The sequence below is a fragment of the Pseudomonas sp. JE3303 genome (genome assembly GCF_056312565.1).
Genome location: NZ_JBWGIF010000016.1, coordinates 50,765 through 69,609, shown reverse-complemented (window position 1 = coordinate 69,609; position 18,845 = coordinate 50,765). Strand labels below are relative to the sequence as shown.

Annotated in this window: 15 protein-coding genes; 8 read left to right on the top strand and 7 right to left on the bottom strand. The window is 63.6% G+C overall.

The features are described from left to right. Positions 1-29 precede the first annotated feature (29 nt). From AC0ZZU_RS21720 to AC0ZZU_RS21700, 5 genes are read left to right on the top strand one after another with little or no spacing between them, the layout of a single operon-like run. On the top strand, positions 30-1,859 hold the full coding sequence (locus AC0ZZU_RS21720) for an extracellular solute-binding protein (protein WP_476343366.1): 1,830 nt from the start codon (positions 30-32) through the stop codon (positions 1,857-1,859). Continuing rightward, the gene (locus tag AC0ZZU_RS21715; protein ID WP_476343338.1) at positions 1,856-3,706 is read left to right on the top strand and encodes an extracellular solute-binding protein; all 1,851 of its coding nucleotides are present in this window, start codon (positions 1,856-1,858) and stop codon (positions 3,704-3,706) included. The genes AC0ZZU_RS21720 and AC0ZZU_RS21715 overlap by 4 nt, the downstream gene beginning before the upstream one ends. 1 nt (position 3,707) lies before the next feature. Further along, on the top strand, positions 3,708-4,781 hold the full coding sequence (locus AC0ZZU_RS21710; protein WP_476343337.1) for a microcin C ABC transporter permease YejB: 1,074 nt from the start codon (positions 3,708-3,710) through the stop codon (positions 4,779-4,781). Position 4,782: 1 nt separating this feature from the next. Next, complete coding sequence (locus AC0ZZU_RS21705; protein WP_158461835.1) at positions 4,783-5,802, top strand: ABC transporter permease; 1,020 nt, start codon at positions 4,783-4,785, stop codon at positions 5,800-5,802. A gap of 1 nt (position 5,803) precedes the next feature. Then, positions 5,804-7,414, top strand: coding sequence for an ABC transporter ATP-binding protein (locus AC0ZZU_RS21700; RefSeq protein WP_476343336.1), 1,611 nt, complete (start codon positions 5,804-5,806; stop codon positions 7,412-7,414). A 632-nt stretch (positions 7,415-8,046) separates the two neighbouring features. Here the strand turns inward: AC0ZZU_RS21700 and AC0ZZU_RS21695 are convergent. The 7 genes from AC0ZZU_RS21695 to AC0ZZU_RS21665 all read right to left on the bottom strand — a co-directional run bounded on the left by AC0ZZU_RS21695 (position 8,047) and on the right by AC0ZZU_RS21665 (position 13,580). Then, a complete protein-coding gene (locus AC0ZZU_RS21695; RefSeq protein ID WP_476343335.1) occupies positions 8,047-9,096 on the bottom strand; it encodes an AI-2E family transporter in 1,050 nt (349 codons plus the stop codon). Between the two features lie 12 nt (positions 9,097-9,108). After that, positions 9,109-9,900, bottom strand: a complete 792-nt coding sequence (locus tag AC0ZZU_RS21690; protein ID WP_476343334.1) for a DUF4892 domain-containing protein — start codon at positions 9,898-9,900, stop codon at positions 9,109-9,111. A 107-nt stretch (positions 9,901-10,007) separates the two neighbouring features. Next, positions 10,008-10,862 (bottom strand): alpha/beta hydrolase, encoded by an 855-nt coding sequence (locus tag AC0ZZU_RS21685; protein ID WP_476343333.1) that lies wholly within the window; start codon positions 10,860-10,862, stop codon positions 10,008-10,010. Beyond that, positions 10,859-11,647, bottom strand: a complete 789-nt coding sequence (locus AC0ZZU_RS21680; RefSeq protein WP_476343332.1) for an alpha/beta fold hydrolase — start codon at positions 11,645-11,647, stop codon at positions 10,859-10,861. Before AC0ZZU_RS21680 ends, AC0ZZU_RS21685 begins: the two co-directional genes overlap by 4 nt. Before the next feature lie 92 nt (positions 11,648-11,739). Continuing rightward, positions 11,740-12,195 carry a phosphohistidine phosphatase SixA gene (gene sixA / locus AC0ZZU_RS21675; protein WP_476343331.1) on the bottom strand — a complete coding sequence of 152 codons (456 nt, stop codon included), beginning with the start codon at positions 12,193-12,195 and terminating at the stop codon, positions 11,740-11,742. Beyond that, on the bottom strand, positions 12,192-12,539 hold the full coding sequence (locus AC0ZZU_RS21670; RefSeq protein ID WP_476343330.1) for a DUF4389 domain-containing protein: 348 nt from the start codon (positions 12,537-12,539) through the stop codon (positions 12,192-12,194). The genes sixA and AC0ZZU_RS21670 overlap by 4 nt, the downstream gene beginning before the upstream one ends. Positions 12,540-12,554: 15 nt before the next feature. Next, positions 12,555-13,580, bottom strand: coding sequence for an NAD(P)H-dependent glycerol-3-phosphate dehydrogenase (locus tag AC0ZZU_RS21665; protein WP_476343329.1), 1,026 nt, complete (start codon positions 13,578-13,580; stop codon positions 12,555-12,557). A gap of 129 nt (positions 13,581-13,709) precedes the next feature. On the opposite strand from AC0ZZU_RS21665, the gene AC0ZZU_RS21660 reads away from it, so the two are divergent. The 3 genes from AC0ZZU_RS21660 to AC0ZZU_RS21650 are packed head-to-tail and all read left to right on the top strand — an operon-like array spanning position 13,710 to position 18,681. Continuing rightward, positions 13,710-15,860 carry a TonB-dependent receptor plug domain-containing protein gene (locus tag AC0ZZU_RS21660; protein WP_476343328.1) on the top strand — a complete coding sequence of 717 codons (2,151 nt, stop codon included), beginning with the start codon at positions 13,710-13,712 and terminating at the stop codon, positions 15,858-15,860. Beyond that, on the top strand, positions 15,860-16,753 hold the full coding sequence (locus AC0ZZU_RS21655; protein WP_476343327.1) for an ABC transporter substrate-binding protein: 894 nt from the start codon (positions 15,860-15,862) through the stop codon (positions 16,751-16,753). The genes AC0ZZU_RS21660 and AC0ZZU_RS21655 overlap by 1 nt, the downstream gene beginning before the upstream one ends. Continuing rightward, positions 16,750-18,681 (top strand): response regulator, encoded by a 1,932-nt coding sequence (locus AC0ZZU_RS21650; protein ID WP_476343326.1) that lies wholly within the window; start codon positions 16,750-16,752, stop codon positions 18,679-18,681. The genes AC0ZZU_RS21655 and AC0ZZU_RS21650 overlap by 4 nt, the downstream gene beginning before the upstream one ends. Positions 18,682-18,845: the final 164 nt, after the last annotated feature.

Below are 18,845 nucleotides of genomic sequence, written 5' to 3'. Positions count from 1 at the left end.
CAAGCCGCCTGGATCGGATAACAGACTTGATACGTCCCCTCCTGTTGCTGACATTGAGCCTGGTCTTGAGCTTTCCCGCAGGCGCGACGGTCAGCGAAAGCCACGGTTACGCCCAGTTCGGCACGCTCAAGTATCCGGCCACCTTCACCCACTTCGACTGGGTCAACCCGCAAGCGCCCAAGGGCGGCACCTTGCGGGCCATGGCATTCGGCACGTTCGATACCCTCAACCCGTACACCTTCAAGGGCAGCAGCCCGGTCACCACGCCCAATTTCCTGCAGTATGGGATCAATGAGCTCAATGAGCCGTTGATGGTCGGGACCGGCCAGTACGATCCGTCTGGCGATGAGCCCACCTCCAGCTACGGCCTGATCGCTCGAACCGTCGAATATAGCGAGGACCGAAGCTGGGTAGTGTTCAACCTGCGTCCCGAGGCTCACTTCCACGATGGCAAGCCGATCACCTCGGCCGACGTGGCGTTCTCCTACCGCACGCTGCTCAAGGAAGGTCACCCGATCTACCGCACCAGCCTGCAGGAGGTGAAAAGGGTCGATATCCTTGGGCCACTGCGTATTCGCTTTGTCTTCAAGCGCGCCGGCAACCCGCTGCTGATCCTGCGTCTGGGAGAGATGCCGGTACTGCCCAGGCACTACTGGCAGGGCCGCGACTTCAAGGCCACCACCTTCGAACCGCCCCTGGGCAGTGGTCCGTACCGTATTACACGGGTACAGCCAGGCCGCAGCCTGGTGTTCGAGCGGGTGAAGAACTACTGGGGCCGAGACCTGGCCGTCAATCGCGGCAAGTACAACTTCGACCGGGTCGAGTTCGAGTTCTACCGGGACGCGACGGTCGCCTTCGAAGCCTTCAAGGCCGGGGAGTTCGACATCTACATCGAACACCAGGCCAAGAACTGGGCCAACAGCTACAACTTCCCGGCGGTGCGGCGCGGCCAGGTCATCAAGGCGCAGATCCGGCACAGTATCCCGACCCAGACCCAAGGCCTGTTCATGAACAGCCGCCGGGCCAACCTCAGTGATGTGCGCGTGCGCCAGGCACTGGGCCTGCTGCTCGATTTCGAGTGGACCAACCGCGCCTTGTTCAGTGGCGCCTACAAGCGCTCGACCAGTTACTACCCCAACAGCGAGTTCACCGCCAGCGGCCTGCCGGTGGGGAAGGAATGGCTGCTGCTCGCGCCCTTCCGTGACGACTTGCCCGCAGCGCTGTTTACCGAGCCCTATCGGGTCAGCCAGACCGATGGTCGCGGGGTAGGCCGGCAAAACCTGCGCCAGGCCCTGGCATTGCTCGCCGATGCTGGCTGGACCCTCCAGGGCCAGCGCTTGCAGGACAGCAAGGGCCGGCCGTTCCGGATAGAGCTGCTGCTGGTCAACCCGAACCTCGAACGTATCCTCCAGCCCTTTGTCGAAAACCTCGCCAGCATCGGTATCGACGCGCGCCTGCGCACCGTCGACCGTGCCCAGTACAAACAGCGCCTGGACCAGTTCGACTTCGACATGATTCTGATGACCCTGAGCCAGACCCTCAGCCCCGGACTTGAACAATGGCTGTACTTCCATTCGAGCCAGGCCCAGGTAAAGGGCAGCAAGAACTACGCGGGCATCAAGGACCCGGTGGTCGACCACCTGCTCGACACCCTGCTGGCCGCACGCAGCCGCGATGACCAGGTGGCCGCCGCCCGCGCCCTGGACCGGGTGCTGTCCTGGCACTACTACATGATTCCCAACTGGTACCTCGACAATCACCGCCTGGCCTACCGCAATCGGTTCGCTTTCGTCACCACGCCGCCCTATACCCTGGGCTTGAACAGCTGGTGGCTCAAGACTTCGGAGCACCCCCAATGACGCCAACACACCGCCTGCGCCGTCTGGCCGGCAGCCTGTTGCTCGCCTGCCTGAGCCTCCCCGCGATGGCCGCACCGCAGCATGCCCTGACGCTTTACGACGAGCCGCCGAAATATCCGGCCGATTTCAAGCACTTCGACTTCGTCAACCCGGATGCGCCAAAGGGCGGCACCTTCAGGCAGTCGAGCTTTGGCGGCTTCGACAGCCTCAATCCGTTCATCAACAAGGGCGTGGCGGCCGAGAACGTCGGCGGCATCTACGACACGCTGATGCGCCAGAGCCTGGACGAACCCTTCACCGAGTACGGCCTGGTGGCTGGCAAGATCGAAAAAGCCCCGGACAACAGCTGGGTGCGTTTCTACCTGCGTCCCGAGGCACGCTTTCACGACGGCCACCCGCTGCGGGCGGACGACGTGGTCTGGACGTTCAATGCCTTGATCAGCAAAGGTGCGCCGCTGTACCGGGTGTATTACGGCGACGTTGCCGAAGTGGTGGCCGAGGATCCACTCACGGTGCTCTTCCGCTTCAAGCACACCAACAACCGCGAGCTGCCGCTGATCCTTGGACAACTGCCGGTGCTGCCCAAGCACTGGTACGAACACCGCGACTTCACCCGCGGCAACCTCGAAATCCCCCTGGGCAGCGGGCCTTACAAGGTCACGCAGGTCAAGGCCGGCCGCTCCGTCCGCTATGAGCGCGTCAAGGATTACTGGGCCAAGGACTTGCCGATCAACCGTGGCTTCTACAACTTCGATGCCATGACCTTCGACTATTACCGCGACAACACTGTCGCCCTCGAAGCCCTCAAGGCAGGGCAGTTCGACTACATGCTGGAAATGACTGCGAAGAACTGGGCCACCGCCTACAACGTCCCGGCCGTGCGCGAGGGGCGGTTGATCAAGGAGGAACTCCCCAACGGAAACCCTACCGGCATGCAAGGCTTTGTGTTCAACCTGCGCCGTCCGGTGTTCCAGGATGTACGGGTGCGCCAGGCATTGAGCCTGATGTTGGACTTCGAGTGGACCAACAAGCAGTTGTTCAACGGTGCCTACACCCGTACCGGCAGCTATTTCGACAATTCCGAGATGGCCGCCAGCGGCCTGCCTTCGCCAGACGAGCTGAAGATCCTCGAACCGCTGCGCGGCAAGGTTCCCGAGCAGGCCTTTACCGAGGTGTTCAGGAATCCGGTCAACGATGGCAGCGGCATGATCCGTGAACAGCAACGCAAGGCGTACAAGTTGTTGCAGGAAGCGGGCTGGAAGATAGTCGACGACAAGATGGTCGATGCCCAAGGCAACCCGGTGTCCATCGAGTTCCTGCTCGCCCAGACCGAGTTCGAACGGGTATTGCTGCCGTTCAAGCGCAACCTGGCCGATCTGGGCATCGAGCTGAACATCCGCCGTGTCGAAGTGCCGCAGTACATCAACCGCCTGCGCTCGCGGGACTTCGACATGCTCGTCGGTGGTTTTCCCCAGTCCAATTCGCCTGGCAACGAACAACGTGAGTTCTGGTCCAGCAGCGCGGCCGACAACCCTGGCAGCCGCAACTTCATCGGCCTGCGTGATCCGGCCATCGACCAGCTGGTCGAGAACCTCATCAATGCAAATTCCCGCCAGAGTCTGGTCAACCATGCGCGCGCCCTCGACCGAGTACTGCTGTGGGGCTATTACGTGATCCCCAACTGGCATATCAAGACCTGGCGGGTGGCCTACTGGAACCACATCGGTCACCCCGAGACTTCACCCAAGTATGACGTCGGCATCGATACCTGGTGGATCAAGCCGGAGGTCACTCCCGCGGTGAACCCGCAGCTGTCCGCGGATCACCAGCCGGACGAGGCGAACTGACATGCTCGCCTATATCCTGCGCCGCCTGCTGCTGATCATCCCCACCCTGTTCGGCATCCTGGTCATCAACTTCATCATCGTCCAGGCCGCACCTGGCGGTCCCGTCGAGCAGATGATCGCCAAGCTCGAAGGCTTCGAGGGCGCCACCAGCCGTATCGCCGGGGGTGGTGCCGAAGTCTCCGTGGCCGGTTCCAATTATCGCGGCGCGCAGGGCCTGGACCCGGCCCTGATCGCTGAAATCGAGCACATGTACGGCTTCGACAAGTCGGCGCCCGAACGTCTCTGGATCATGGTCAAGAACTACGCGACACTCGATTTCGGTGACAGTTTTTTCCGTGACGCAAAGGTCATCGACCTGATCGCCGAGAAAATGCCCGTATCGATCTCGCTGGGGCTATGGAGCACCTTGATCATGTACCTGGTGTCGATCCCGCTGGGGATCGCCAAGGCCGTGCGCCACGGCAGTCACTTCGATGTCTGGACCAGCTCCGCCATCATCGTCGGCTATGCCATCCCGGCCTTCCTCTTCGCTATTCTGCTGATCGTGATGTTCGCGGGCGGCAGCTACTTCGACTGGTTCCCGCTGCGCGGCCTCACCTCGAACAACTTCGACGAGCTCTCGACCACCGGCAAGGTGCTGGACTACTTCTGGCACCTGGTGCTGCCGATCACCGCGCTGGTCATCGGCAACTTCGCCACCATGACCCTGCTTACCAAGAACAGCTTCCTCGACGAGATCAACAAGCAGTACGTAGTCACAGCCAAGGCCAAGGGCCTCAGCCGGCCGCGGGTGTTGTACGGGCATGTGTTCCGCAATGCCATGCTGCTGGTCATCGCCGGTTTTCCTTCAGCCTTCATTGGCATCTTCTTCACAGGATCGCTGCTGATCGAGGTGATCTTTTCCCTCGACGGGCTGGGCCTGATGAGCTTCGAGGCGGCAATCAACCGCGATTACCCGGTGGTCTTCGGCACCCTGTTCATCTTCACCCTGCTGGGGCTGGTGGTGAAACTGATCGGCGACCTGACCTACACCCTGGTCGATCCACGCATCGACTTCGCCAGCCGGGAGCACTGAAATGGCCTTGTCTCCTCTGAACCGTCGGCGCTTCGAGCGCTTCAAGGCCAATCGTCGTGGCTGGTGGTCACTATGGCTCTTCCTGATCCTGTTCGGCCTGAGCCTGGGTGCCGAACTGGTCGCCAACGACAAGCCAATCGCCGTGCGCTTCGACAGCCAGTGGTATTTCCCGGCGTTCAAGCGCTATCCGGAGACTACCTTCGGCGGCGAATTCCCGCTGGAGGCCAACTACAAGAGTCCCTACATCCGCGAACTGCTCGCCGCCAAGGACAGCTGGGTGCTGTGGGCGCCGATCCGCTTCAGCTACCAGAGCATCAACTATGACCTCAAGGTCCCTGCCCCTGCCCCGCCCTCGGCGGACAACTGGCTAGGCACGGACGACCAGGGCCGCGACGTGATGGCCCGGGTAATCTACGGCTTCCGGGTATCGGTGCTGTTTGCCCTGACGCTGACCGTGCTCAGCTCCATCATCGGGGTGATCGCCGGTGCCTTGCAGGGTTTCTATGGCGGCTGGGTCGACCTGGTGGGCCAGCGCTTCCTGGAGATCTGGTCGGGGCTGCCGGTGCTGTACCTGTTGATCATCCTGGCAAGTTTCGTCCAGCCGAACTTCTGGTGGCTGCTGGGAATCATGCTGTTGTTCAGCTGGATGAGCCTGGTGGATGTGGTGCGCGCCGAATTCCTGCGGGGCCGCAACCTGGAATATGTACGTGCCGCCCGCGCACTGGGGATGAAGAATGGCGCGATCATGTACCGGCACATCCTGCCCAATGCGATGATCTCGACCATGACTTTCATGCCGTTCATCCTGACGGGGGCCATCGGTACCCTGACCGCACTGGACTTCCTCGGCTTCGGCCTGCCACCCGGCGCGCCATCGCTGGGCGAGCTGGTAGCCCAGGGCAAGTCCAACCTGCAGGCGCCGTGGCTGGGCATCAGCGCGTTCGCCGTGCTGGCACTGATGCTGAGCCTGCTGGTGTTCGTCGGTGAATCCGCCCGCGATGCCTTCGACCCGAGGAAATGAGATGAACGAGCAAAACCTGATCGAAGTCCGCGACCTCTCGGTCGAATTCGTCAGCGGCGAGCAGGTGCAGCGGGTGGTCGAGGGCATCAGCTTCGACATCCGCAAGGGCGAGACGCTGGCGCTGGTCGGCGAGAGCGGCTCGGGCAAGTCGGTCACCGCGCACTCGATCCTGCGCCTGCTGCCCTACCCCCTGGCCCGACATCCCAGTGGCAGCATCCGCTATGCCGGGCAGGACCTGCTGACGCTGGGCGAAAAGCCCATGCAGCGCATTCGCGGCGACCGCATCGCGATGATCTTCCAGGAGCCGATGACCTCGCTCAATCCGCTGCACTCCATCGAAAAGCAGATCAACGAGATTCTCCTGCTGCACAAGGGCCTGACCGGCAAGCAGGCCACCGCGCGCACCCTGGAACTGCTTGACCTGGTCGGCATTCCCGAGCCGCGCAAGCGCCTCAAGGCACTGCCCCACGAGCTTTCCGGCGGCCAGCGCCAGCGGGTGATGATCGCCATGGCCCTGGCAAACGAGCCTGAGCTGCTGATCGCCGACGAACCCACCACGGCGCTCGACGTCACTGTCCAGCTCAAGATCCTCGACCTGCTCAAATCGCTGCAGGCACGTCTGGGCATGTCCTTGCTGCTGATCAGCCATGACTTGAACCTGGTCAAGCGCGTAGCCCACCGTGTCTGTGTGATGCAACGCGGGCAGATCGTCGAGCAGGCCGACTGCCAGACCTTGTTTCGCGCTCCGCAGCATCACTACACGCAGATGCTCATCGGCGCCGAGCCCAGCGGCGAGCCTGCTGCCAACCCAGTGGGCGCGCCGTTGCTGGAGGTCGATGACCTGCGCGTATGGTTCCCGATCAAGAAAGGCCTGCTGCGCCGTACCGTGGATCACGTCAAGGCCGTCGATGGCATCAACTTCAGCCTGCCCCAGGGACAGACGCTGGGCATTGTCGGCGAAAGCGGCTCGGGCAAGTCGACCCTGGGGCTGGCCATCCTGCGGCTGATCTCGAGCCAGGGCGGAATCCGCTTCCAGGGTCAGTCGCTCGCGGGCCTCAACCAGAAAGAGGTGCGGCCGCTGCGCCGGCAGATGCAGGTGGTGTTCCAGGATCCGTTTGGCAGCCTCAGCCCACGCATGTGCGTGGCAGACATCGTCGGTGAAGGCCTGCGCATTCACCGGATCGGCAGTCCTGAAGAGCAGGAAGCGGCGATTATCGCGGTGTTGGAGGAAGTGGGCCTGGATCCCCGTACCCGCCACCGTTATCCGCACGAGTTTTCCGGCGGCCAGCGCCAGCGGATCGCCATTGCCCGGGCGCTGGTGCTCAAGCCGGCGTTGATTCTGCTCGATGAGCCTACTTCGGCGCTGGACCGTACTGTGCAGCGGCAGGTCGTGGAATTGTTGCGCTCGCTGCAGAGCAAGTACAACCTGACGTACCTGTTTATCAGTCATGATCTGGCGGTGGTGAAGGCTTTGAGTCATCAGTTGATGGTGATCAAGCAGGGGCAGGTGGTTGAGCAAGGGGATGCGGCCGGGATCTTTCATGCGCCGCAGCATGGTTATACACGGCAGTTGTTGGAGGCGGCGTTTTTGGGGGAGGATTGTGGGCGTTAGGTTTTTTGGGGGGCTTGGGTTATTGGGTGAATATCCAATTTATTGTAGTGGCGCTTAAACCGGCTTCACCCTCACGGCGAGTCACTTTTCCAGACGACCGGTGTGCCGGCTCAGGAAAAAGTAACCAAAAAATCTTGCCCCTCCATGGGCCCTAAGCTTCGCTTCGGGTCCCCTCCCTCCGGTGTCGCTCCGGGGCTGCTGGAAAGGGGCGGTAGATCAAGATCAACAGCCAGATCAAAAGCCTAGTGGCTCAGCTCGCTGGACCTGTAGGAGCGGCCTTGTGTCGCGAAGCGGCCCCGCAGGGTTCGTAAAACCTGCACACGCGGAGTGCCTGACACACCGCGATTACAGGTCTGTGCACAGCTGGAGATTGACGATGAACAAGAAGGGAAAACACCTCTAGCTCCGGCTCTTGATCCGGCTCTTGATCTACCGCCCCTTTCCAGCAGGCCGAGCGGCACCGGAGGGAGGGAACCGGGAGCGCAGCGTAGGGCCCATGGAGGGGCAGCGGTTTTGGTTACTTTTGCCAAGACAGAAGTGACTCGCCGTAAGGACGACACCGGTTCACGCGTCACTACAGCAAATGGATATTCACCCAATACAACGCCCAACCCCCAAGCCATCAAGCCCGATCAAGCCCCCGACGGCGGCACCGTACTCCGACTCCAATCCAGCAACAAACTGTAGGCCACTGCAAGCAACGTAGGCCCAATGAAGAGCCCGATAAAGCCAAACGCCAGCAACCCGCCAAACACGCCAAGCAGCACGATCACCAGCGGCAGGTTGCCGCCCCGGCTGATCAGGTAAGGCTTGAGCACATTATCGACGCCACTGATGATGAAAGTACCCCAGATCCCGAGAAACACGGCCATGCCGTAGTCACCTTTCCATACCAGCCAGGCGGTGGCCGGCACCCATGCCAGCGGCGGGCCCATGGGGATCAGGCTGAGCATGAAGGTCACGATCCCCAGCACCAGCGCGCCGGGCACGCCAGCAATCAGGAAACCGATCAGCGCAAGCACTGCCTGGGCCGCCGCCGTGCCGATCACACCATTGACCACGCGCTGGACCGTTCCCGCGACCAGGTCCAGGTAATACCCGGCACGGTCTCCAATCAACCGCTGCAGCAGCCGCAGCACGAAGGCCGCCAGCCGCGGGCCGTCACGGTAGAAAAAGAACACGAAGACCAGGCTCAGCGTCAGCTCCAGCATCCCGCCACCGATCTGCGCACTGCGCGCCAGCAGCCAGTTGCCCACCTGCCCGAAGTAAGGCTTGAGCGATGCCAGGAAGGCGGAGCCTTGCTGGTCAAGCGTGTTCCACATCCCAACGAGCCGTCCGCCCACGAGCGGAATACCGCCCAGCCATTCCGGCGCATCGGGGAACCCGTCGACCTGCACATCACGTACAAAAGCCGTAGCATCGCGGACATGGTCGGCCAGGTTGAAACCCAACCATACCAAGGGCAAGGCGACCAGGAGGAACCAGAGACCGGTGAGCAGCCCTGCGGCCAGGCCTTCACGACCACCCAGTGCCCGCGTCAGGACCCGCATCAGTGGCCAGCTGGCAAAGGCCAGGATCGCACCCCAGAGCAGCGCCGAGATGAACGGTGCCAACACCCAGAGGCCGGCGCCCAGCAGCGCCAGCAACATGATCTGCACCAGCAGGCGATCGTTATTGACCATGAGCAGCCTCACTCAACGGATGAGTTCCAGGTGCAGCCCTTCGGTGGCTGATGTGCCGACTTCCAGGCGAGAACCCCGCACGCCAGCCCCTACCAGCTGCTCCCGCCAAGCCTCTGCCTGGGCACCGCTGAGGCTGGCGCGCAGGGTGCTGTCCAGGTTCAGGCTGCGCCCGAGCAGGGTGACCCAATCCTCTTGCGGCTGGGCGAGGTCCGGGTAGTCGAGCTTGCCGGTGTCGCGCAATTCGTGCAGCACGGTCGCCGGCGTGGGCAGCAATGTGCCCAACGGGGTGCTGGCGACAAACTCCTCGACATGCAGATAAGCGCGCTTGTTGCCCCGCGTAACACTGTAGAGCGACACCAGAGTGTTGTCCTGTTCAGCGCTGCGGCGCAGCAGGATAAACGCCTGCTGCTCGTCACCGCCATTGAGGCGGGCGTTCTTGAACACTTCGTTGGCCCACAGGCTGGCCTCGCCGCAATCGCGACCCTGACACCAGAACAGCGGATACCCGCCGTCCTTCTGCAACGCCTCGCGTGCATTGGTGAAGGCCTCGCGCGCGGTCCGCTCAGGGGGGAGCTCGTAGGTGACGGAACTGACCTGACCGCGACTTTCGACTTTGTTTTCCACCCGCAGCCGATTGCCGATCTTGCGCAACGAGCCGAGCGGATAGATACGCTCCTGTTCGACCGCAGGGCGTTCATCCACCACCTTGGCATCCAGCGGCGCGGGCAAGGGCGACGCCCAGAGCAGCGGGCTGACGAGGCAAAGGCAGCCGGCCAGGGTGGTGCGGATCAATCGTGTAGTCATCGGGTGCCCACGTCGCACGGGGCGCCAAGGCTGAAAGCGGTGTCTGGCATCTTCATTGGTTGTCTCCCTGTTCAACCCGCCAAGCCTCGGCACTTGCCCGCCGCAAGTCAAGGAAAGCCAAAGAAGCGATTGAAACAGTCTGCAACAAGGGTTGCGCCTTCCTCGTCATTCAGATGCAGGTGATGGCCGCCGGGCAGTGTCTCGAACTCAAAGGGTAGCTGGTCGAGCAGGCTCGTGTGGCGCGCGAGCATGCCATCGCGGGCCACCACCAGGCGGGCCGGACAACTGATCCGGCGCACGAACGCCATGGCCTGGTCCTGGTCCAGACGGGTTGGCGATGGCAAGGTCAGGCGGCTGTCACTGCGCCAGCTGTAACCACTCGATACCGGCATCAGGCCGCGCCGGGCAAGCAGCTCGGCCGCATCACGACTGACAGCGACCATCCCCTTCATGCGCGCCTGGACACCGTCTTCAAGCGTGCCGTAGACCGTCTTTCGCTTGGTTTCCAGACGCAACTGCGCTGCCAGCGCCATGCCCATGCGCTCGGCGGCATCCTGCGGACCACTGGCAGGCGGCAGGACACCGTCGATCAAGGCCAAGTGGCTGACCCGATCGGGCAAGGCGCCCGCCAGCAGCACCGAGACAATCGCGCCCAAGGAGTGGCCAAGCAAGGCGAAGCGTTGCCAGCCAAGCTGCTCGGCGACACGCAGCACGTCGTGGACATAGTCGGCCGGCGCATAGCCTGCGCCGGCCGGGCGATGCTCGGAATAACCATGGCCGGCGAGGTCGAGTGCGACGATACGCAGGCCTCTGAGACGCGGCGCCAGGCGCGCGAAGCTGTTGGCGTTGTCCAGCCAGCCGTGCAGCGCGATGACCGGCAGTCCATCGGCGGGACCGGACAGATGAGCAGCCAGCTCGATGTGCCCGAGGCTCAGGCGCACTTCCTCCACCTGAGCACTCATGCCAGGCTCCAGCGATCGAACAGGCCTTTGATCAGGCTCGCCGTGTCGCTTGGCCGCTCCAGCGGGAACATGTGGCCGCCTGGCAGGCTATGGTACTCGCCCCGGGGAATGCCGCGTACCGCGTAGGCGTGGTGCCGGCGGACCACCCGGCTTTCGCTGCCCCGTATCATGGCCAGGGGGACTTCAAGCTTGCGCACCGTGCCAGGCCGGGTGTGCGGCAGGCTGCGATAGATGCTGATTTCCGTGGCGGGATCAAAGCGCAGGCGCAGGCCATCACCCGCAGGCTGCAAGCCATGCTCCAGATAGTCCTCCAGGCACTCTGGATCGAAGTGACGGAAAAGCGACTTGCCCGCGAAGTAGGCCCGGGCAGTGTCACGGTCGGCGAACGCCTCCTGCCGGCCGAGGGTACGCCCGGCAGGGGTGATGCGGTCGATGAAGCCCCAGCGCTTGGCCGCGCGGATCAGCCACTGGTCGGTAGCGGTCAGCACGGGTGAGTCGAGCATGACCACCCCGCGGTAGTACTGCGGGCAGCGCATGGCGGCATGCAGGTGCAGCACCCCGCCCAACGAATGACCGACACCCCAGACCGGGCCGTCCTGCTGGGCCAGGTGGTGGAGCAGTTCATCGACCAGGTTCTGCCAGTTGTCATCGACCGGAAAACGCGGGTCATGGCCATGCTGGGGGAGATGAAGGACCCGGTAGTCTGGCGCCAGGGCAGCGAAGAGTTTGCCGTAGGTCGCCGAAGGAAAACCGTTGGCATGGGCGAAGAAGATCGGTTGCGGCATGACCACGATTCCCGGACTGAGTAATAGCCTATTGTCGACATGCCGCGAGGGACGGGCAATGTACGGATAGGCCATCGACAAGGGCGATCAGGTCAAGCGGCGTGCAGGCCCAGCAGGGTCATCAACCCCGCAAGCGGCCAGTCGCCCTCGAGCTCGGCCAGGGTGGCAGTGCTCATCGCCGCTGGCGCCTGGTAATGGCCGTGCTCGAGCAAGCCTACCAAGGCTCCGACCAGAGGTTGGTGGCTGACCAGCAACACGTGCTCCAGCCCCAGGTGGTCCAGTTCGGCGATCACCTGCTGGGGGTCGTTGTCAGGCGTCAGCCAGGGCACGGTGCGCACGGGCTCGGCGAACCCCAGCGCACCATGCACCAGCGCAGCGGTCTGCTGCGCGCGTACGTAAGGGCTGGCGATGATCACCTGCAATGGCTCGCCAAGCAGGCGCGCCGCGCTGCGCAGCGCCTGTTCGCGCCCGTGGGTGGTCAGGCGCCGCTCGGCATCGCTGTTGGCACGCGGTTCGGCCTCACCGTGGCGCATCACCCAGAGCTTCACAGCTTGGGCTCTTCATCACGTACCGGGTGCGGCGCCGGGGCGACGCTGTGCGGCAGTTCGCCTTCAGGCGTGCGCGGGGCCGGCCAATCCGCGAAAGGCCAGGGCTTCTGGTCGCTGTGGAAGCTGCCGAAACGGCCGATCTGGGCCAGGAACTGACTCAGGCTGTCGCCAAAGTTCATCAGGCTCAGGCTCGGCGCGCCGTAGATCAGCCTGTAGATGAGTTGCACCAGCACCAGGCCGGCCAGCAAAAGCTCGGCCAGTTGCCAGATCACCAGAAACACCAGCATCCACAGCACACGCAGGATGATCGATTCGCGCTGGGCGCGGTTTGGGGCGTCGTTCATGGGTCACTCCTGTAATCAATTGAAATCGCTGGTGGAGATGAAGTCGATATCCGTCTTGGGTTCGGCGCGCATCAGCAACTCGATCACCTGGTTGAGCGTACGCCCTTCGAAGAGGATCGCGTGCAGCCCCGCTACCAGCGGCATGTACACCTGCAGTTCCTGGGCCTTGGCCTTGAGCACCTTGAGTGTGTTGACCCCCTCCGCGACCTCGCCCAGGCGATTGACCGCCTCCTCGAGACTCAATCCCTGGCCAAGCGCGTATCCGACCTGGTAATTGCGGCTCTTGGGCGAGGAACAGGTAACGATCAGGTCGCCCACTCCGGCGAGGCCCAGGAAGGTCATGGGGTTGGCGCCCTGGCTCACCGCAAAGCGGGTCATCTCGGCCAATGCGCGGGTGATCAGCATGCTCTTGGTGTTCTCCCCCATCCCCAGCGCCACCGCCATGCCGGCAATGATCGCGTAGACGTTTTTCAGCGCCCCGCCCAACTCGACCCCGAAGCGATCGGCGCTGGCATAAACGCGGAAGGTACGCCCGTGCAGCACTGCCTGCACGCGCTGGCAGAGCTCATCGTCCTCACTGGCCACCACGGTCGCGGTCAGCGCATGCTCTGCAATCTCGCGGGCCAGGTTCGGGCCGGATAGCACACCGATGCGTGCCTCGGGGGCGATCTCTTCGAGGATCTGGCTCATCAGCTTGAAGCTCTGCGCCTCGATGCCCTTGGTCAGGCTCACCAGGCACTTGCCGCTCAGCAGTTCTGCATGGGGCGCAAGCACGCTGCGCAGGGCGCTGGAGGGCAAGGCGACGAAGACCAGGCTGCATGCCTGCAGGGTGGCCAGCAGGTCGTTGACCGGCTCGACCAGGGCCTGCAGCTTGATGCCCTTGAGATAGCGCGGGTTCTCGCGATGGGTGCGCATGGCCTCGGCCTGCACGGGGTCGCGCATCCATTGCCGTACCGGGATGCCGTTTTCTGCCAGCAGGTTCGCCACGGCGGTACCGAAACTCCCGCCTCCCAGAACTGCCACAGGCTGCTGTTCAGTCATATCCAATCCGTCAAGGCCAATAAGAAGTGGCAACATGTGCATTATACGGAGGGAATCAGTCAGGACCAAAGGCAGAAACGCGCTGCAATGCCAGTTGCGTCACTGGCAAAAGCGGCACGGTCGTTTAACATGCCTGTCTCATCACTGATACAAGGCCGTACCGTGTTCCCTGGCCCGCCTCCCGCCCCGCGCCTGTTATTGCTGACCGCCCTGCTGGGCGGCGGCCCGGCACTGGCCGACGACCTGTTCATCGACAACCCGTCCCTGCCCCAGGTATTGACCGCCACGCGCCTCAAGCAATCACCCGCGGCGGTGCCTGGCAGCATGACCGTGCTCGACAGCGAACTGATCCGCGCCAGCGGTGCCCGTGATATCCCCGAGCTGTTGCGCCTGGTGCCGGGCATGATGATCGGCTACGGTGCGGGCAACCAGCCGACCGTCAACTATCACGGCAGCAACGTCAATGACGCCCGGCGCATGCAGGTACTGATCGATGGCCGCTCGGTGTACCGGGCGGGCCTGGCCACGGTGGACTGGAGCGACATTCCCGTCGCAATGGAAGACATCGAGCGGATCGAAGTGTTCCGCGGCCCCAATACGGTCAGCTATGGCGCCAACGCGCTGATGGCGGTGGTCAACATCCTGACCCGCAACCCTGCCGACAGCCATGGCACACGGCTGAAGGTCACCCGTGGCGACGACGGAATCAACGACTGGTATGCGAGCCAAGGCATGGGCTGGGACACGGGTGACCTGCGCCTCTCGCTGTCAGGCATGGCCGACGATGGCTTCGACAGCAACCAGTTCGGCGAGGACTACCGAGACAGCCGCCGCCTGACCCGCTTCAACATCAGTGCGAGCCACAGCCTCGCGCCCAACCAGAGCCTGGACTGGCAGCTCGCCGCCAAGGAAGGCAGCAACCAGCGCCCGTACACCTACAAGCCGGTATTCCCATACGTGACCGCCGCCGGCAACAACGCTGACGTCAATGCCAAGGACTATGCCGGCTCGCTGCGCTGGAACATCGACTTCAACCCCGAGCACAGCCTGTACGTGCAGGGCACGGCGCAGCACTTCGACCGCCAGCAGGTGTGGCGCGCGTGCGACGCAGCACTGTCGTTCAGTCCCGAACTGACCCGCCTCTGGCAGCTCGACCCCAACTATGCCGAACAGGTGGCACGCAACATCACCGCACCGCCCAACAGCAGCGATCCACTGCAACAGTCGCTGCGCGACACCGTCAAAGCGCAATGGGACACCCAGGGCGGCGGCCAAGTAGTCTGTGGCGACGTAGACCAGAGCACCCGCGAAACCCGCTACGATCTCGAAGTCCAGGACACCCTGAGCCTGACCGACAGCCTGCGCCTGCTCAGCGGCCTCAATTACCGCCATGACCGGGCCGACTCGCAGACCTACTTCAATGGCAGCCTCACCGACCAGACCTGGCGAGTGTTCGGCCAGCTCGAATGGCGTGCCGATGAGCACTGGATCCTGCAAGGCGGCGCGATGTTCGAGAACACCCGGTTGGCCGGCAGCTCACTGACGCCACGCCTGGCGGTCAACTACCTGATCACCCCGCGCCACGGCCTGCGTGCGGTGTACTCCGAGGCCGTGCGCTCGCCCGACATGTTCGAGGACAACGTCAACTGGAGCTACCGGGTCAACAACCTCACTCCTACCGCCTTCGGCCAGCAGCACGGTGAGTATTTCGTCAAGACCCGCGGACCGGGCGACCTTGACCAGGAACGCATGCGCTCACGGGAACTGGGCTACAACGGGTACTTCAGCGACCTGGACCTGAACCTGGATGTGAAGCTGTTTCATGACGAGATCACCGGCATGATCAGCGAGCCGCTGCGCAACAACCAGTACATCGCCAGCAACGCCAACAAGGCGCGCTTCACCGGCAGCGAAGCGCAGCTGGACTGGCGCGCCACCCGGCGCGACCGCCTGCGCCTGACCTACGCCTATGTCGATGCCTGGGCCAGCAATCCCGACGATCGCCGCATGAGCGCGCGCAACAGCGGCTCGGCCGGCTGGATGCGTGATTGGGGCAACCAATGGTCGAGTGCCCTGTTCTACTACGGCGATGACGCCCTCAACGAATACCGTTATGAGCGCCTGGACCTGCGCCTTGCCAAGCGCCTGCGCTGGCAAGGCACCAGCCTGGAACTGGCGGCGCTGTGGCAGCAGCGCCTTGACGACGAGCCGACCACCGCGATCGATAACCGCTATGACAGCCGGCATCGCCTGAGCGTCAGCGCGGAGCTGGAGTTCTGATGCCGCGCCTGCTGCGCTGCCTGCTGCTGGTGTGCCTGTGGCCCCTGGGCTCGCTCTCGGCCAACGAGATCGTGCTGGTGGGCGCCGACGACCAGCCGGGCATCCGCAGCTTCGTGGCGGCGCTGGATGCACGCCGCCCGCAGGACCACGTGCGTTTCATGGCCGTCCGGAAACTGCCGCCGCCGAACCAGCTCAAGGGCGATATCCGGCTGATCCTGCTCGACGGCGCCGCGCTCGACTGGCGGCTCGCACAGGTCGACGGCCCGCCCGCGCTTGCCATGCGGGTCAGCCGCGTACAGGCCCAGCAACGCCTGGGAAAGTCGCGGCCGGCGAATGTGAGCCTACTGTGGAGCGACCCGCCCCTGGATCGCCAACTGCGCCTGACCCGATACCTGCTGCCACAGGCGCGCCGGGTTGGCGTCCTGTATGGCGAGCACAGCCGCTTCCTGCTCGACGAACTGCGCCGGGCGGCCAGGGTGCTGGGCCTTGAGATCATTGCTCAGGAGTGGCCAGAGCTGCGTGACAGCCGGCCGCTGCAGCATCTGTTGGGTAACAGCGACGTGCTGCTGGGGGTCGACGACCCCGACCTCTACAACGCCCAGACCGCCAAGAACCTGCTCCTCAGCAGCTACGCCCGGCAGATGCCGCTGATCGGCCCCAATGCAGGATTCGTCCGCGCCGGCGCCTTGGCCAGCACTTTCAGCGGCCAGCAGGATTGGCTTGCGATGCTCGACACCCTGCTCGACCAGCCGCCGGCCCAGTGGCCGCGCAGCCTTTATCCGGAGCACTTCGGCGTCAGCGGGAACCAGCAGGTCGCCCGCGCCCTGGGCCTTGAACCGATCGATGAGCAAGCCGCCGCGCTGGCACTGGCCGAAGGAGAAACCACCCCATGAGCAAACGCATGAGCTGGGACATCCACACCCGGACCCAGATCATCAGCCTGGGCCCTGCGCTGCTGCTCACGCTGCTGCTGATCAGTTTCTTTACCTTCGTGCGCATCCAGGACCTGCGCCAGGAGCTCAACCACACTGGCCAACTGATCGCCAATCAACTCGCCCCGGCATCGGAGTACGGTGTGATCTCGGGCAACAACGAAGTGCTCGAGAGCCTCATGCAGGCCACCTTGAGCATCCCCCACGTGCGTTTTCTGGAGGTACAGGACAGCCGCAATCACATCCTGGTGTACGTCGAACAGGCCGACGAGAGCGCCAACCGCGCTCAGCAGGTCGAAGTATTCCAGGCTCCCATCCGCCTGCAGCAGATCCGACTGGACAGTGACTTCCTGCAGCAAGGAAAGGCGCCCGCACCCACCGTCGGCGACGATTACCTGGGGCGGGTGATCGTCGGCATGTCCGACGATGCCTTCAGCCAGCGGCAGCAGGAAATCGTCATCAAGGCCGCGATCCTCGCGCTGTTCGCATTGCTGTTCACTTTCCTCCTGGCCCGCCGCCTGGCGCAAAGCCTGGCGACCCCGATCAGCGACATCGGCCATGCGGTGAAAGCGATTGCCCAAGGTGACTTCAGTGCGCCCTTGCCGGTGGTGGATGACAGCGAGCTCGGCCACCTGGCCCGGCATATCAACAACCTGGCCAGCGCGCTGGACCAGGCCAGCCATGAGCAGCAGCACGCCATGACCCAGCTGATCGAGGCGCGCGAGGAAGCCGAGCAGGCGAACAAGTCCAAGTCGGACTTCCTGGCGATGATGAGCCACGAATTGCGCACACCGATGAACGGCGTGCTGGGGATGCTCCAGTTGCTGGAAACCACCCGCCTGACCGAGGAGCAGGCCGAGTACACCGCGGTGGCCAGCGAGTCCACCGAGCACCTGCTCAAAGTGATCAACGACATACTTGATTTCTCGCGCATCGAGCGCGCCGCACTTGAGCTTGAGCATATCGACTTCAACCTGGGCGAGCTGATCGCCAACAGCGTGCAATCGTTCCAGCACAGCGCCTTGCAGCGCGGTCTGTCCTTGAGCCTGGCCCTGACGGCGGGGACGGACCAGCTGCAAGTGACGGGCGATCCGACACGCATTCGCCAAGTCCTGCTGAACCTGATCGGCAACGCACTGAAGTTCACCGAACGCGGCGAGGTCGAAGTCGAAGCGCGCTGGCAGGTGATCGACCCCCGACAGATACAGCTCACATGCGCCGTGCGCGACACCGGCATCGGCATCGACAGCAATCGCCTGGAAACGATGTTCGTCGCCTTCCAGCAGGCCGACAGCTCCATATCACGGCGTTATGGTGGGACAGGCCTGGGCCTGGCGATCGCCCGCACCTTGGCGGAACGCATGGGCGGCAGTCTGCGCGGGGAGAGCCGCGTAGGCCAAGGCTCGACCTTTACCCTGGAGGTCACCCTCGCCCTGGGCCGCGCACCAGCCGCCCTGCCCGCCCCGGCCAGTATGGGCAGCGCGCCGGTCGGCCTGGGCCGGCCTATCCTGCTGGTGGAAGACAACCCGGTAAACCAGACCGTGATCGAAGCCATGCTGCGCAGCCTGGGCTTCGACGTCAGCGTGGCAGCGGATGGCTTGCAGGCGGTGGAACAGGCCGGGAAGCGGCACTTCGCCGCCGCCCTGATGGATTGCCGGTTGCCGCTGGTCGACGGCTACGAAGCCACTCGTCGCATTCGCCAGCTGCCTCAGGGAGCGCATCTGCCGATCATCGCGCTGACCGCCAATGCGCTCCAGGGTGATCGAGAGCGCTGCCTTGAGGCAGGAATGAACGATTACCTGAGCAAACCCTTCAAGCGCATTGAGCTGCAGCAGGTTCTGCAGCGATGGCTGCCCGGACAAACAGCCGTGACTGGCGATAAATGCTAAAGTGGGGCAGTCTTACAGACTGGACAGGACCTTCGCCGGGCCTGAGAATAGACTTTTCAGTGCACACCTGTACTTCTTTTACCTGGTGCGCTGTGACTTTCACTACAACGCAATAGTCTACCTGTAGGCTACTGCCCCATGCGCCAGCGCGATGGGTCGGTCGG